Origin of the sequence: Pseudooceanicola endophyticus (assembly GCF_018760365.1) — a bacterium.
In the GTDB taxonomy this organism is placed as follows: domain Bacteria; phylum Pseudomonadota; class Alphaproteobacteria; order Rhodobacterales; family Rhodobacteraceae; genus Pseudooceanicola; species Pseudooceanicola endophyticus.
The window spans coordinates 121,854-137,408 of record NZ_JAHIAB010000002.1 but is presented as its reverse complement, the minus strand read 5'-3'; the positions used below and the strand labels follow the sequence as shown (position 1 = coordinate 137,408).

Below are 15,555 nucleotides of genomic sequence, written 5' to 3'. Positions count from 1 at the left end.
GGCGGAAAATCCCCCTGCCCCGGTCGCGGAATTCCACGCCCGTCCTGCAAAATTGCAAAATGAAAGCGCTGACATTTACCGCTAACATCCCACACATGAGCGGTCGGATTGGCATTTCAGCAAAGCCAAGGTGGAAAACCCGGCAATTCGCGTTTTGCAACAATCCAACTTGCGCTGCATCGCGGCGTCGCGTTTCCTTGGCGTTAAGATCCGGACGGTGGCCTGCCGCCGCGCCAGTGCACAAGGGAGATGTCATGGCAGAGTTTCAGAAGATCCTCATCGCGAACCGCGGCGAGATCGCGATCCGCATCATGCGGGCGGCCAACGAGATGGGCAAGAAGACCGTCGCGGTCTATGCGGAAGAGGACAAGCTGGGCCTGCACCGCTTCAAGGCCGACGAAGCCTATCGCATCGGCGAAGGGCTGGGGCCGGTCGCCGCCTATCTCTCGATCCCCGAAATCATCCGCGTCGCCAAGATGAGCGGCGCCGACGCCATCCACCCGGGCTACGGCCTGCTGTCGGAAAACCCCGATTTCGTCGATGCCTGCGACGCCGCCGGCATCACCTTCATCGGCCCCAGGGCCGAGACGATGCGCGCCCTTGGCGACAAGGCCAGCGCCCGCAAGGTGGCCATCGCCGCCGGCGTGCCGGTCATCCCGGCAACCGAAGTGCTGGGCGATGATTTCGATGCCATCGCGACCGAGGCCGAAGAGATCGGCTATCCGCTGATGCTGAAGGCCAGCTGGGGCGGCGGCGGGCGTGGGATGCGCCCGATCAATGGCCCGAAGGAGCTGAAGGAGAAGGTGCTGGAAGGCCGTCGCGAGGCCGAGGCCGCCTTCGGCAATGGCGAGGGCTATCTGGAAAAGATGATCCTGCGCGCCCGCCATGTCGAGGTGCAGATCCTGGGCGACAAGCACGGCCAGATCTATCACCTTTACGAACGGGACTGCTCGGTCCAGCGGCGCAACCAGAAGGTCGTGGAACGCGCCCCCGCCCCCTACCTGTCCGAGGAACAGCGCGCCGAGATCTGCGAACTGGGCCGCAAGATCTGCGCCCATGTGAACTATGAATGTGCCGGCACCGTCGAATTCCTGATGGATATGGACAGCGGCGCCTTCTACTTCATCGAGGTCAACCCCCGCGTGCAGGTGGAACACACCGTGACCGAAGAGGTCACCGGCATCGACATCGTGCAGGCGCAGATCCTGATCGCGGAAGGAAAAACCCTGGCCGAGGCCACCGGCAAGGCTTCGCAATCCGACATCCACCTGATGGGTCATGCGCTTCAGACCCGGATCACCACGGAAGATCCGCAGAACAACTTCATCCCCGATTACGGCCGCATCACCGCCTATCGCACCGCCACCGGCGCGGGCATCCGCCTCGACGGCGGCACGGCCTATGCGGGCGGCGTGATCACCCGCTACTACGACTCGCTTCTGGTGAAGGTCACGGCCCGCGCCCAGACGCCCGAAGCCGCCATCCGCCGCATGGACCGTGCGCTGCGCGAATTCCGCATCCGGGGCGTATCGACCAACATCGCCTTCGTGCAGAACCTGCTGAAGCATCCGGTCTTCCTGTCGAACGAATATACGACCAAGTTCATCGACACGACGCCGGACCTGTTCGACTTCTCGACGCCGCAGGACCGTGGCTCGAAGGTGCTGACCTATATCGCCGACATCACCGTCAACGGCCACCCGGAAACCAAGGGCCGCGCCGCCCTGCCCGAGGGCTTCAAGCTGCCGAAGGCGCCGCTGCCGCTGGGCGAGGTGCCGACCGGCACCAAGACGCTGCTGGATGAAAAGGGCCCCAAGGCCGTCGCCGACTGGATGCTGGCGCAGAAACAGCTGCTGATCACCGACACCACGATGCGCGACGGGCACCAGTCGCTGCTGGCGACCCGGATGCGCTCGATCGACATGATCAAGGCCGCGCCCAGCTATGCCGCCAACCTGCCGCAGCTGTTCAGCCTGGAATGCTGGGGCGGTGCGACCTTCGACGTCGCCTTCCGCTTCCTTCAGGAGGACCCCTGGCAGCGGCTGCGCGACATCCGCGCCCGGGTGCCCAACATCCTGACCCAGATGCTGCTGCGCGGCTCGAACGGGGTGGGCTATACCAACTATCCCGACAACGTGGTGCAGGCCTTCGTGAAACAGGCCGCCGATACCGGCATGGACGTGTTCCGCGTCTTCGACAGCCTGAACTGGGTCGAGAACATGCGCGTCGCCATGGACGCCGTGATCGAGACCGGCAAGATCTGCGAAGGCACCGTCTGCTACACCGGCGACATCCTGAACCCCGCGCGCGCGAAATACGACCTGAAGTACTACGTCGCCATGGCGAAGGAGCTTGAGGCCGCCGGCGCCCATGTGCTGGGCCTGAAGGACATGGCCGGGCTGCTGAAACCCTCCGCCGCGCGGGTCCTGATCAAGGCCCTGAAGGACGAGATTTCCATCCCGATCCACTTCCACACCCACGACACCTCCGGCATCGGCGGCGCCACGATCCTCGCCGCCGCCGAGGCGGGCGTCGATGCGGCGGATGCGGCGATGGATGCGCTCTCGGGCAATACCTCGCAGCCGACGCTGGGCTCGATCGTCGAGGCGCTGATGCATACCGAGCGCGACACCGGCCTCGACATCGAGGAAATCCGCCGGATGTCGGATTACTGGGAAGCCGTGCGCGGCCAGTATGTTGCCTTCGAAAGCGGCATGCAGGCCCCCGCGTCCGAGGTCTACCTGCACGAAATGCCGGGCGGCCAGTTCACCAACCTCAAGGCGCAGGCGCGCTCCATGGGGCTGGAGGAACGCTGGCACGAGGTCGCGCATACCTATGCGCAGGTGAACCAGATGTTCGGCGACATCGTGAAGGTCACCCCCTCCTCCAAGGTGGTGGGCGACATGGCGCTGATGATGGTCAGCCAGGGCATCACCCGGGCCGAGGTCGAAGACCCCGCCCGCGACATCTCCTTCCCGGATTCGGTCATCGACATGATGCGCGGCAACCTGGGCCAGCCCCCGGGGGGCTTCCCGCCGCTGCTGGTGAAGAAGATCCTCAAGGGCGAGGCCCCCAATACCGAACGTCCCGGCGCCAGCCTGCCCCCCGTCGATCTGGAAGCCACCCGCAAGGAGCTGTCCGACAGCTTCGGCGGTCGCGACTTCGATGACGAGGATCTGAACTCCTACCTGATGTATCCGAAGGTCTTCACCGATTATCTGACCCGGCACGAAATCTACGGCCCGGTGCGCACCCTGCCGACCGCGACCTTCTTCTACGGGATGACCCCCGGAGACGAGATCTCGGTCGAGCTGGATCGCGGCATCACGCTGGAGATCCGGCTGCAGGCGGTGGGTGATTCCCGCGAGGATGGCGATGTGCGGGTCTTCTTCGAGCTGAACGGCCAGCCGCGGGTGATCCGCGTCCCCGACCGCTCGGCCACCGGGGCGACGGCGGCGCGCGCCAAGGCCGATCCGACGAACCCCAGCCACGTCGCCGCCCCGATGCCCGGCGTCGTTGCCTCGATCGGGGTTGCGGCGGGCCAGGAGGTCAAGGAGGGCGACCTGCTGCTGACCATCGAGGCCATGAAGATGGAGACCGGCATCCATGCCGACCGCGCCGGCAAGGTGAAGGCGGTGCATGTGACCCCCGCCGCCCAGATCGACGCCAAGGACCTGCTGATCGAATACGAGTGAGGCCCTACCGGGGCGCTCTCGAAATTGCGAAGGCCCGTGAGGGGCGCTCGGGCTTTACTTTCCGCCTGCGCGCCTCACCTAGATAGACAGCAGGTCGGCGGGTCCGTTTTTCGGTTTCTCAGCCCGCCGCACCCTACCGCCCCGTCGCAAGCTAGTCTTGCGGCGGGGTTTTTGCCTGCGCCCCGGCGGCGCGGGCGATCTGGCCGCGCAGATCCTTCAGCATCGCCAGGATGCCCTCGTAATCTTCCGGACGCATGGCGCCGTCGCGGGCGATGCAGGCGGGCACCCGGGCGGCCTCTGCGGCCACCCCCTGCCCCTTCTCCGTCAGCTGCACCTGCACGCGTCGCTCATCGCGTTGCGAACGGGTCCGCTGCACCAGCCCCGCCGTGGTCAGCCGCTTGAGCAGCGGCGAGAGCGTGCTGGTCTCCATGCCAAGCGCCGCGCCCAGCTCTCCGACCCCCTGGCCGTCGCGTTCCTGCAGGCGCAGCAGCACCAGGAACTGCGGATAGGTCAGCCCGAGCCGTTCGAGATAGGGCGCGTAGAGCCGGATGAAGGCATGGCTGGCGGCATAGAGGTTGAAGCAGACCAGCGCCTCGGTGGGCACGGGGCTGAGCGGATCACGGGCGGAGGGGGCATCGGGCTGGGACATGGGGGTAAAATAAGTCGCGCACGATCTAGTCGCAAGGGTTGACAGAATCCGGGGCGGGTATATGTATCGTGCACGACTTAATCGTGAGATACTGAAAGGATCGGTCATGATCACCAAGACGCTCTACAGCACCCGCGCCACCGCAGAGGGCGGCCGCAACGGCCGCGCCGCCACCGAGGATGGCGCCCTGTCCGTGAACCTGGTGATGCCCAAGGAGCTGGGCGGACCGGGCGGCACCGAGGGCACCAACCCCGAGCAGCTCTTTGCCGCCGGCTATGCCGCCTGCTTCCTCTCGGCGCTGAAGATGATCGCGGGTCAGGACAAGGTGAAACTGCCGGAGGGCACCCGGATCACCACCCAGGTCGGCATCGGCCCGCGCCCCGACGGCGGCTTCGGCCTGAGCGTTGCGCTGGAAGGTCACCTGCCGGGCCTGGACGCGGATCAGGCCGATGCGCTGATGGCCAAGGCCCATGCCGCCTGCCCCTACAGCGCCGCCATCAAAGGCAATGTTGAGGTCGCGCTGAGCCGCGCCTGACCCGCCCCGCCCCCTTCCGCAGCGTCTTTGCGGCCCCGCCAAAGGGTGCCGCAAAGACAGGGCGAACAATCTGGGGGAAAGGACAAATTTCCTCTTGCGGGGGGGATGGGATCTTTATACATGGTGCCACACCAAGGAAGCGGGCGTAGCTCAGGGGTAGAGCATTACCTTGCCAAGGTAAGGGTCGGGCGTTCGAATCGCCTCGCCCGCTCCAGGTTTCCTCCCACCCCGGGAGGCGAGATAAAGACGCGTCAGGTCTTAGGGAAGCGGGCGTAGCTCAGGGGTAGAGCATTACCTTGCCAAGGTAAGGGTCGGGCGTTCGAATCGCCTCGCCCGCTCCAAATTCTCCTTCGGGAGCGAAATAGAGACGCGTCAGGTCTCACGGAAGCGGGCGTAGCTCAGGGGTAGAGCATTACCTTGCCAAGGTAAGGGTCGGGCGTTCGAATCGCCTCGCCCGCTCCAAATTCTCCTTCGGGAGCGAAATAGAGACGCGTCAGGTCTCATGGAAGCGGGCGTAGCTCAGGGGTAGAGCATTACCTTGCCAAGGTAAGGGTCGGGCGTTCGAATCGCCTCGCCCGCTCCAAAATTTCTAGACATGTTGATGGGCCGGTTGCGCAAGCAACGCGGCCCTTTCCGCGTTTCGCGGGCGACGCAGCGGGCACGGGGGCCCTGCCCCCATCGCCTGCGGCGATCCCCCCGAGGAATTTGGAACAAGAAAATGCAGCGGGGCACCGGATGCGTGCCGGGCATGAAAAAGGCGCCCGGGCCGATGGCCGGGGCGCCTTTCGCAAAGGGGGATGCGCGTCTTACTGGTCGAGGAAGCTGCGCAGCTTGCGGCTCCGCGAGGGGTGCTTGAGCTTGCGCAGGGCCTTGGCCTCGATCTGGCGGATCCGTTCGCGGGTCACGGAGAACTGCTGGCCGACCTCTTCCAGCGTGTGGTCGGTGTTCATGCCGATGCCGAAACGCATCCGCAGGACGCGTTCCTCGCGCGGGGTGAGGGAGGCCAGGACCCGGGTCGTGGTTTCCTTCAGGTTTTCCTGAATGGCGGAATCCAGCGGCAGGATCGCATTCTTGTCCTCGATGAAATCGCCCAGCTGGCTGTCTTCCTCGTCCCCGATCGGGGTTTCGAGGGAGATCGGCTCCTTGGCGATCTTCATCACCTTGCGGACCTTCTCCAGCGGCATCTGCAGCTTTTCGGCCAGCTCTTCCGGGGTCGGTTCGCGACCGATCTCGTGCAGCATCTGGCGCCCGGTGCGGACCAGCTTGTTGATCGTCTCGATCATGTGGACCGGGATCCGGATCGTACGGGCCTGGTCGGCGATGGACCGGGTGATGGCCTGACGGATCCACCAGGTCGCATAGGTCGAGAACTTGTAGCCGCGGCGGTATTCGAACTTGTCGACCGCCTTCATCAGGCCGATGTTGCCTTCCTGGATCAGGTCGAGGAATTGCAGGCCGCGGTTCGTGTACTTCTTGGCAATCGAGATCACCAGGCGCAGGTTGGCTTCCACCATTTCCTTCTTGGCCTGGCGGGCTTCCTTCTCGCCCTTCTGGACCTGCTGGACGATGCGGCGGAACTCGGAGATGTCGAGGCCGACGTACTGGCCGACCTGCGCCATGTCGTTGCGCAGCTCCTCCACCTTGTCGGCGGAGCGTTCGAAGAACATCTGCCAGCCGCGCCCGGGCTTCTGGCTCATCCGGTCCATCCAGTTCGGATCCAGTTCGTGGCCGCGGTATTCGTCGACGAATTCCTTGCGGTTGATCCGGGCCTGGTCGGCCAGTTTCACCATGGCACTGTCGATCTGCATGATCCGGCGGTTGATGCCGTAGAGCTGGTCGATCAGCGCCTCGATCCGGTTGTTGTGCAGATGCAGGCCGTTCACCAGCTCGACGATCTCGGAGCGCAGGGTCTGGTACATCTGCTCGTCCGCGGCGGAGAAGGAACCGTCCTCGTTCAGCGTGGCGCTGATGCGGAGGTCCTGCATCTCCGACAGGGTCTCGTAATCGTCGGCGATCCGGTCGAGGGTTTCCAGCACGCGCGGCTTCAGCGCCGCTTCCATCGCGGCCAGCGACATGTTGGACTGGTCGTCGTCCTCCTCGTCGTCGTCGCGCGCCAGCGGATTGCCGTCCGCGTCCAGCTCGGGACCGCTTTCGCGCTTGGGCTGGGACGAGACCGAGGCGGTGTCGACCACCGGCTCCTCGTCATCGTCCTCTTCGCCCATCTGGTTGCCGAAGGTGGTCTCCAGATCGATCACGTCGCGCAGCAGGATGTCTTCGGAGAGAAGTTCGTCGCGCCAGATGGTGATGGCCTGGAAGGTCAGCGGGCTTTCGCAAAGCCCGAGGATCATCGTGTTGCGACCGGCCTCGATCCGCTTGGCGATGGCGATTTCGCCCTCGCGGCTCAGCAGTTCGACGCTGCCCATCTCGCGCAGGTACATGCGCACCGGGTCATCCGTGCGGTCAAGCTTCTCGGCCGCCTGACCGCCAAGCGCAACCTCGCGGTTGCTGGTGTTGGTCGTGGCGACGGCGGTGGTCTTCTGCTCTTCTTCCTCGGCTTCCTCGTCCTCGATGATGTTGATGCCCATCTCGGAGAGCATCGACATCACGTCCTCGATCTGCTCGGAGGACACCTGGTCCGGCGGCAGCACCTGGTTGAGCTGTTCGTAGGTGATGAAACCCTTTTCCCGGGCCTCGGCGATCATGCGCTTCACCTGGGCCTGGCTCATGTCGAGGGAGACTTCCGCCTCCTGCTCTTCCATCTGGGTTTCGTCGTTGTCCTTGGCGGCCATGGCGATACTCCTTGGCAATGGATCAGGCTGCGTATGATTCGTAACGCGAATCAATAGCGGGCTTTGCGCGATTCGCACACCTGTTTACCCTGAATTTCTTGCGCTTCCCTGAGGATATCAGGCTACTTGCGCGGCTTGGAAAAGCGAATCGACTGCATCAGGGCATCCAATGCGCTCCGTTCATCCCGGTTGATTCGGGCACCGTTCTCTCCCAGGTCATATTCCGCCCGGTCCTCCTGCTGGCTGCGGGTCGCCGCACTCTGCGCCTGGGCCGCCTGCCCCAGCCGCCATGTCATCGCCTCGTCCTCGGCGGCAAGGATGTCCTCCTCGGCCTCGGCGATCTCGGCCCTCAGGGCCCGGGCGGCCTGCAGCTTGGCAAGCTCCTCGGCCACGGTCATCTGCGCCCGCTCCACGTCCCCGGGGTGGCGCACCGGGGGACAGAGGGCCACATGGGTCCGTGTCATCAATTCGTCAAGGGCATCGGGCCCGATGTCGCGTATCACCGCCGCATGCAACGCCTCGGCGCCGCGCGCCGCATGGCGCAGAAGCAGGTCGCGCAGCTGGGCATGGCGGGGGTCGCGGCAGTCCATCCGCTCCAGCTGCACCTCGAAGGTTTCGGCCACGGCGGGCGTGGCGTAGAGCGAGGCCAGGATCACCCCCTCGCGCAGGTATTCCATTGCCGCCTCGTCCTCCGAGACCAGCAACGAGGCGCGGGTCGAGGGCATCGGCACCGGCGGGGCGCCCTTCCAGGGGCCGCGCTTGTCGCCGAAGCCGCGCTTCTGCGGCGTCCGGCCACCGCGTGCGGGGCGGAACAGTTCGCGCGTCTTGTCCCGCAGCGCCTGATCATAGTGGTAGCGCAGCCCCTGGTCGGGGATCTGCGCCGTCGCCTGCTTCAGCGCCCGGTCCAGCGCCGCGCGCCGGTCGGGGCTGTCGAAACTGCGTCCCTCGGTCTCGCGCTGCCAAAGCAGATCGACCAGCGGCAGGGCATGATCGACCACCTGGCGCATCGCCTGGGCACCCTTGGCCTTGATCAGCTCGTCCGGGTCCTGGCCATCGGGCAGCAGCGCGAAGCGGATGGACCGGCCCACCGCCAGCTTCGGCAGCACCAGATCGATCACCTTGTAGGCCGAGCGCAGCCCCGCCTTGTCGCCATCCTGCGCCAGCACGGGCTCGGGCGTGATCCGCCAGAGCATCTCCAGGTGATGCTCCGTGACGGCGGTGCCGAGGTTCGCCACCGCGCCCGTGAACCCCGCCTCGGCCAGAGCGATCGCATCCATGTAGCCCTCGGCCACGATCAGCGGCTGGCCCTTGCCCACCGCCTCGCGCGCCGGGCCGAAGTTGAACAGCGTGCGGCTCTTGTCGAACAGCTGCGTTTCCGGAGAGTTCAGGTATTTCGCATTGTCGTTCGGGTCCATCGCCCGGCCACCGAAGGCGATGACCCGGCCGCGCGGATCGCGAATCGGGAACATGATGCGGTTGCGGAACACGTCATAGGGCTTGCCGCCCTGCCGGGTCGAGGGTTTCGCCAGCCCGCAGGCCATCAGCTCTTCGGGGCGGGCGCCCTTGCCGGTCAGATGATCCCAGAGCGCCTGCCAGGCATCGGGCGCATAGCCCAGGCCCCAGCGGTCGCGCGCGCCCTCGTCCAGGCCGCGCCGGTCAAGATATTCGCGCGCCGCACGCCCCTGCCCGCCGCGCAGGCACATGCGGAAGAATTTCTCGGCCTCGGCCATCAGATCGGTGAGCGAGGCGCGCTTCTCGGCCTTCTCCCGCGCGCGGGGATCGCGCGCCGGCATCTGCATCCCCGCCTCGCGCGCCAGGATCTCCACCGCCTCCATGAACTCCACGTTCTCGGTCTTGCGCACGAAAGAGATCGCGTCGCCCTTCTCGTGGCAACCGAAGCAGTAGTAGAAGCCCTTCCGGTCGTCGATGTGGAACGAAGCGGTCTTTTCCTGGTGGAACGGGCAAGGCGCCCAGTAGTCCCCCTTGCTGGGCTGGGACTTGCGGTTGTCCCACGTCAGCTTGCGCCCCGCGACCTGCGACAGCGAGATGCGGTTATGCAGTTCGTCCATGAAGGAGGGATCTAGCTTCATCCTGCGAATATCCCTCTCTGCCGTGTCGAAGTCCAGATGGCGCGAATAGCCCCCGGGGGCCGCCGGCAGCAAGAGCCTTTCGTGCATCAAGATTATTTTCGCGCCGCGCCGCAGAGCGGCATCCGGACGGGTCGGTCAGTGAGTCTGCCGCAGGTTCGAAGGAGCCATCCGGACGGGAAGGGTTCCCGTTCCGGGAGGTCAAAAGCAATAACCTCCTCGTTTTTGCATATTTTTTGACCAAATTTTCCGTGAATGCTGCATTATTCGCAGGATCGCGAAAGTTTTTCCCCGCTGCAACATGACAAGACAATGAAGCTTCGGCATGCTGCAGCGCAACGGGACATCCAAGAGTCCGGGGGGACACTATGACCTGTCGCATCCTGATTTACTCCCTGCACGGCAACACGCTGAAAGTAGGGGAAGCGCTGGCCTGGGAGCTGGGCGCGCAATTGCACGAGATCGCAACCGCACCGCCGGAACCCGGCCTGTGGTCGATGCTGCGCCAGGGGGTGGGCTCCCTGTTGTCGAAATCCGCAGCCGAGATCGACGTGCCAGACCAGCCCTGGGAACATTCCGACCTGCTGATTCTGGGCGGTTCGGTTGCCGATGGCCACCTGGCCCGGCCGCTGCGGCAATGGCTGGAGACGCGACCGCCCCTGCCCGGCCGCGTCGCCTTCTTCGTCACCAGCCCCGACGGCGCCCTGCCCGAGGCCGCGCTGCGTGAAATGAGCCGCCTGACCGGTCATGAACCGGTAGCGGTCCTGCATGTCACCGACAGCATGATGGCCCGGGATGACTGGTCCGACGAGATGACCCGTTTCCTCGAAGCCTGTGTCGTGCGCTACCGCAAGACCGCCTGATCTGCGACCGTCCGGCTACAGCCCCTTGGCGCGGTAGCTGTCCGCAACGCGGCCAATGGCCACCAGGAACCCGGCTGTCCGCAGATCCTCGACATCCGCGCGTTCGTGCCAGAGGCTGCGCATCGACTGGAACGCCGTGCGCATGGTGTCATCCAGACCCGAGCGCACCAGCTCCAGCTCATCCGCACCGCGCAGGTAGCGCGTCTTGAAGCCGGGCGTCAGCTGCCAGCCGATGCCGGTGTCCTTCGACAGCCGGTCCAGCTCGTCGATCAGGATCTGGTGGCGGTATTCCTCCTGGCGGCGCTGCATCCGGCCAAAGCGGATATGGCTGAGGTTCTTCACCCATTCGAAATAGGACACCGTGACCCCGCCGGCATTGGCGTAGAGATCGGGAATGACCACCACGCCGCGATGGCGCAGGATCTCGTCACCGCCGGCGGTGATCGGGCCGTTGGCGGCCTCGATGATCAGCTTCGCCTTCACCCGCTCGGCATTGTCGCGGCTGATCACGCCTTCCATCGCCGCCGGGATCAGGATGTCGCAGGGCTCTTCCAGCAGCAGCGCCGGGTTCTCGACATATTGCGCATCGGGATAGCCCGTCACCCCGCCGTGATGGGTGATCCAGTCGCGCACCGCGCGCACATTCAGCCCCTCGGCATGATAGAGGCCGCCGTCGCGCTCGGCGATGCCGGTGATCCGCACACCGTCCTCCTCCGACAGGAAGGCGGCGGCGTGGAAGCCGACGTTGCCGAGGCCCTGCACGATCACCCGCTTGCCCTCCAGAGCGCCCTCCAGACCGGCCTTCTTCACGTCCTCGGGGCCGCGGAAGAATTCCCTCAGGGCGTATTGCACACCGCGCCCGGTCGCCTCGACCCGACCGGCGATACCCCCGGCATTGGGCGGCTTGCCGGTGACGCAGGCGCGGGCATTGATGTCGGTGGTGTTCATCCGCGCATACTGGTCGGCGATCCAGGCCATCTCGCGCTCTCCGGTGCCCATGTCGGGGGCGGGCACGTTCTGCGCCGGATGGATCATGTCGCGCTTGATCAGCTCGTAGGCGAAGCGGCGGGTGATGCGCTCCAGCTCCTCCTCCTCCCAGTCGCGCGGATCGATGCAGAGCCCGCCCTTGGAGCCGCCGAAGGGCGCCTCCACCAGCGCGCATTTGTAGGTCATCAGCGCCGCCAGCGCCTCGACCTCGTCCTGGTTGACCGAAAGCGCGTAGCGGATGCCGCCCTTCACCGGCTCCATATGTTCGGAATGGACCGACCGGTAGCCGGTAAAGGTGTGCATCTGGCCGCGCAGCCGCACGCCGAAGCGCACGGTGTAGGTGGCGTTGCAGACGCGGATCTTCTCCTCCAGGCCGGGGGGCAGATCCATCAGCGCCACGGCCCGGTTGAACATCAGGTCGACGTTCTGGCGAAAGCCAGCTTTTCCCACGGGTTGCATGGGGTTCCTCCCTCGATTTCCTCCACCTCTCAGGATGGCGCAAAAAGAGGAAAAAACAACTTAATCGTGCATCACTTCGCGCCGCGTTCCGCCAGAAGGATCGACAGGCGGTCCGCCACCAGCTTGGTCTCGGAGGCGCGCAGCACGCCGCCCACCCCGACCCGGCGCCCGACCTGCCAGTAAAGCCCTGGCAGGAAGCGCCGCCCGCCCGGACGCGCCAGCTTCAGCAGGAAACCGTTCGAGGGCTTGAAGGCGAAGGCGCCGCGATCGACGGATTCGATCTCGGCCACATGGGCCAGCACGTGGCCGCTGCTGTCGCGCAGCACCTCCGGCGTCAGCTCCAGCGCCCGACCGGTTGCCCGCGCCATCGCCCAGGCCGCCAGCCCCACCAGGACCCCCAGCACGATCATCAGCAGTCGCAGCGTGAAGACCGTGGCCTCGGGGCGCAGCCCCAGCCACAGCATCGCCACCGCCAGCACCGCCAGCACGGCAATGCCGAAGACGCGGCGTCCGGCGCTGACCCCGATCCGGGCGATGATCTCTTGTTCTGCCATGGGCTCCCCTCCTCTGCTTCCCCGCGCATAGCGCAGCGGCAGCGGGAAGGCGAGATGTGCATTTGCGCGCAGGCCTTCCCGACCCGGCGCAGGCGTGCACACCCTTCCCGAAACCGCCGCGACCGCCTACCTTCAGGGCAGCCCCGACAGGAGTAGCCATGTCCCTTCGCCCCACCCTCGAGACCCGCCGCGCCCAGCCCACGATGGAAGGTGCCGGCGTGCATCTGCACCGCGCCTTCGGCTTCTCCGATCCCGAAGAGCTGGATCCCTTCCTGATGCTGGACGATTTCCGCAACGATCATCCGGCGATGTACCAGGCGGGCTTTCCCTGGCACCCCCATCGCGGCATCGAAACGATCACCTATGTCCTTTCGGGGACGGTCGAACATTCGGATTCGCTGGGCAACACCGGGCTGCTGGGCGCCGGCGACGTGCAGTGGATGACCGCCGGGTCGGGCATCCTGCATCAGGAGATGCCGAAGGGGAACCTCAACGGGCAGATGCACGGTTTCCAGCTCTGGGCAAACCTGCCGGGCGCGCTGAAGATGACCGCGCCGCGCTACCAGGATGTCGCCGGCAAGGAAATTCCCGAAGTGATCGACGATGACGGCACCCGGGTGCGCATCGTGATCGGCAGTTTCTGGGGCCGCACCGGCCCGGTCGACGGCATCGCCGCCGATCCGCAGTTCCTCGACATCACCGTGCCGGCGGGGGTGACAAAGACCTTCAAGGTCGACACCTACCGCCGCGCCTTTGCCTATATCTTCGAGGGGGAAGGCGCCTTCGCCGATGCCTCCCGCCCCTCCGGCGTGCTGCTGGAGAAGGAGGTGATGGGCGAAGAGGTCAATATCCGCGACATGTCCGGCAACCGTACGCTGGTGCGCTTCGGCACCGGCGACGAGGTGAAGGTGCAGGCGGGGCCGCGCGGGCTGCGTTTCCTGCTGATCTCGGGCGCGCCGATCCAGGAGCCGGTGGCCTGGCACGGCCCGATCGTCATGAACACGCAGGCGGAACTGCGCCAGGCGATGAAGGAACTGCGCAACGGCACATTCATCAAGCCCGCCCACTAGGTCGAAGCGGGCTTGCCGTGGCTGCGGTTCCGCGCCAAATGAAGGGCATGACAGCCGTTTCCGCCCCTCGCGCCCGCCGGTGCCTGCTGCCCGCCCTGCTGCTGCTGGGGCTGGCGGCCTGCGGCACGCCCTCCAGCTTCGACAACCCGAACCTGACGCTGGACGCGGCCACCCCCTATCCCGACCTTGTCCCCGAGGGACAGATCCTGGCCCGGGCCGACGCCCCGACACGGATCGCGGAGCAGGACGACCAGGCGCTGCTGGCGCGCGCCGCCCGGCTGAAGGCCCGCGCCGCCGCGCTGCGCGCCACCGAAGTGGCGGGCTGAGGCTCCCGCGCGCGGGGTCGTCCTGCCGATCCGGCAAAAGCCGCGTTGCAAGACTTCGCGTAAGACGCTAGGCCCATGCCTCGAAGATCCGCAATCAATCTGGAGATCATGATGAGCCTGCCTCAGCGCCCTGCACCCCTTCGTCTGGGGATTGCCGGCCTCGGCACCGTCGGTGTCGGCGTGTTGAAGATCCTGCGCAGGGAGGCCGAGATGATTACCATGCGGACCGGTCGGGCCGTGACCGTCACGGCCGTCTCCGCCCGCAACCGGGGCAAGGATCGCGGCGTGCCGCTGGAGGGCTACGCCTGGGAGGACGATCCCGTCGCCCTGGCCACCCGCGACGACATCGACGTCTTCGTCGAACTGATGGGCGGCTCGGACGGCCCGGCGAAGGCCGCGACCGAAGCGGCGCTGAAGGCCGGCAAGGATGTCGTCACCGCCAACAAGGCGATGCTGGCGATCCATGGTCAGGCGCTGGCCGAACTGGCCGAGGCCCATGGCCGCGTGATCCGCTTTGAAGCCGCCGTCGCCGGGGGCATCCCCGTGGTGAAAGCCCTGACCGAGGGTCTGGCGGGCAACAACATCACCCGCGTCATGGGCGTGATGAACGGCACCTGCAACTACATCCTGACCCGGATGCAGAGCGCCGGCCTGCCCTATGACGTGGTGTTCCAGGAAGCCTCGGACCTGGGCTATCTGGAGGCCGATCCGAACCTCGACGTCGGCGGCATCGATGCCGGTCACAAGCTGGCGCTGCTGGCCGCGATCGCCTTCGGCACCAAGGTCTGCTTCGACGGGATGGAGCTGGAAGGCATCGGCCGCATCACCATCGAGGACATCCGCGCCGCCGAGGACATGGGCTATCGCATCAAGCTGCTGGGTGTCAGCCAGATGACCGGACGCGGGCTGGAACAGCGCATGGCGCCCTGCCTGGTGCCCTCTTCCTCGCCGCTCGGGCAGCTTGAGGGCGGCACCAACATGGTGGTGCTGGAAGGCGACAGCGTCGGCCAGATCGTGCTGCGTGGCCCCGGCGCGGGCGAAGGCCCGACCGCCTCCGCGGTGCTGAGCGATCTGTGCGACATTGCCCGCGGCTTCCGCCTGCCGGTCTTCGGCCAGCCCGCCGAGACGCTGAGCGCGGCCGAGGCGGCCATCTCGATGACGCCGGCGCCCTTCTATCTGCGCATGGCGCTGCAGGACAAGCCGGGCGCGCTGGCCAAGGTCGCCGCCGTTCTTGGCGAAGCCGGGGTCTCGATCCACCGGATGCGCCAGTACGACCATGCCAACGGCACCGCCCCGGTGCTGATCGTCACCCACAAGGTGCAGCGCGCCGATCTGGACCTGGCGCTGGCGGGCATGGCGAAGACCGGCGTGGTCGAGGGCGAACCCGTCGCGCTGCGCATCGAGTCGGTCTGAATGACCGCCGGGGTGCGGGGGGCAACGTGCCGGTTGCACCGGCAGGCCCCGCACCCGCATCTCTTCCGTCCGGCGGCGCGGAGCGGGCCTTGCGCCCCTGGCCCGCGTCGCCTGACTGCATTCTCACG

Annotated in this window: 11 protein-coding genes and 4 tRNA genes; 10 read left to right on the top strand and 5 right to left on the bottom strand. The window is 66.2% G+C overall.

Translation table 11 applies throughout. From position 1 onward, the window contains the following. Positions 1 to 254: 254 nt before the first annotated feature. On the top strand, positions 255 to 3,695 hold the full coding sequence (locus KM176_RS04245) for a pyruvate carboxylase (RefSeq protein WP_160895370.1): 3,441 nt from the start codon (positions 255 to 257) through the stop codon (positions 3,693 to 3,695). 151 nt (positions 3,696 to 3,846) lie between these two features. Here KM176_RS04245 and KM176_RS04240 read toward each other — a convergent pair whose 3' ends face one another. Then, a complete protein-coding gene (locus tag KM176_RS04240; RefSeq protein WP_160895369.1) occupies positions 3,847 to 4,344 on the bottom strand; it encodes a MarR family winged helix-turn-helix transcriptional regulator in 498 nt (165 codons plus the stop codon). 106 nt (positions 4,345 to 4,450) lie between these two features. Between KM176_RS04240 and KM176_RS04235 the strand changes: the two genes are divergently transcribed. The 5 genes from KM176_RS04235 to KM176_RS04215 all read left to right on the top strand — a co-directional run bounded on the left by KM176_RS04235 (position 4,451) and on the right by KM176_RS04215 (position 5,462). Continuing rightward, positions 4,451 to 4,879 (top strand): organic hydroperoxide resistance protein, encoded by a 429-nt coding sequence (locus KM176_RS04235; RefSeq protein WP_160895368.1) that lies wholly within the window; start codon positions 4,451 to 4,453, stop codon positions 4,877 to 4,879. Between the two features lie 139 nt (positions 4,880 to 5,018). Beyond that, positions 5,019 to 5,093, top strand: a tRNA-Gly gene (locus KM176_RS04230). Positions 5,094 to 5,145: 52 nt separating this feature from the next. After that, positions 5,146 to 5,220: transfer RNA gene (locus KM176_RS04225), tRNA-Gly, on the top strand. A 46-nt stretch (positions 5,221 to 5,266) separates the two neighbouring features. After that, a tRNA-Gly gene (locus KM176_RS04220) sits at positions 5,267 to 5,341 on the top strand. Between the two features lie 46 nt (positions 5,342 to 5,387). Further along, a tRNA-Gly gene (locus tag KM176_RS04215) sits at positions 5,388 to 5,462 on the top strand. 223 nt (positions 5,463 to 5,685) lie between these two features. On the opposite strand, the gene rpoD is transcribed toward KM176_RS04215, so the two are convergent. Both rpoD and dnaG read right to left on the bottom strand, forming a co-directional pair. Beyond that, positions 5,686 to 7,668, bottom strand: coding sequence for an RNA polymerase sigma factor RpoD (rpoD, locus tag KM176_RS04210; RefSeq protein ID WP_160895367.1), 1,983 nt, complete (start codon positions 7,666 to 7,668; stop codon positions 5,686 to 5,688). 122 nt (positions 7,669 to 7,790) lie between these two features. After that, positions 7,791 to 9,758: a DNA primase gene (dnaG, locus tag KM176_RS04205; protein WP_160895366.1), complete on the bottom strand. Its 1,968-nt coding sequence runs from the start codon at positions 9,756 to 9,758 to the stop codon at positions 7,791 to 7,793. A 365-nt stretch (positions 9,759 to 10,123) separates the two neighbouring features. Here dnaG and KM176_RS04200 point away from each other — a divergent pair, with 365 nt between their 5' ends. Next, a complete protein-coding gene (locus tag KM176_RS04200) occupies positions 10,124 to 10,618 on the top strand; it encodes a flavodoxin family protein (RefSeq protein WP_160895365.1) in 495 nt (164 codons plus the stop codon). 15 nt (positions 10,619 to 10,633) lie between these two features. Here KM176_RS04200 and KM176_RS04195 read toward each other — a convergent pair whose 3' ends face one another. Both KM176_RS04195 and KM176_RS04190 read right to left on the bottom strand, forming a co-directional pair. Next, positions 10,634 to 12,064 carry a Glu/Leu/Phe/Val family dehydrogenase gene (locus KM176_RS04195; protein ID WP_160895364.1) on the bottom strand — a complete coding sequence of 477 codons (1,431 nt, stop codon included), beginning with the start codon at positions 12,062 to 12,064 and terminating at the stop codon, positions 10,634 to 10,636. Positions 12,065 to 12,135: 71 nt separating this feature from the next. Beyond that, on the bottom strand, positions 12,136 to 12,618 hold the full coding sequence (locus KM176_RS04190) for a hypothetical protein (protein ID WP_160895363.1): 483 nt from the start codon (positions 12,616 to 12,618) through the stop codon (positions 12,136 to 12,138). Positions 12,619 to 12,776: 158 nt separating this feature from the next. On the opposite strand from KM176_RS04190, the gene KM176_RS04185 reads away from it, so the two are divergent. The 3 genes from KM176_RS04185 to KM176_RS04175 all read left to right on the top strand — a co-directional run bounded on the left by KM176_RS04185 (position 12,777) and on the right by KM176_RS04175 (position 15,427). Then, positions 12,777 to 13,688, top strand: coding sequence for a pirin family protein (locus KM176_RS04185; protein ID WP_160895362.1), 912 nt, complete (start codon positions 12,777 to 12,779; stop codon positions 13,686 to 13,688). A gap of 47 nt (positions 13,689 to 13,735) precedes the next feature. Next, positions 13,736 to 14,014, top strand: coding sequence for a hypothetical protein (locus tag KM176_RS04180; RefSeq protein ID WP_160895361.1), 279 nt, complete (start codon positions 13,736 to 13,738; stop codon positions 14,012 to 14,014). Between the two features lie 111 nt (positions 14,015 to 14,125). Continuing rightward, positions 14,126 to 15,427, top strand: coding sequence for a homoserine dehydrogenase (locus KM176_RS04175; RefSeq protein ID WP_160895360.1), 1,302 nt, complete (start codon positions 14,126 to 14,128; stop codon positions 15,425 to 15,427). The last annotated feature ends 128 nt before the right edge of the window (positions 15,428 to 15,555 follow it).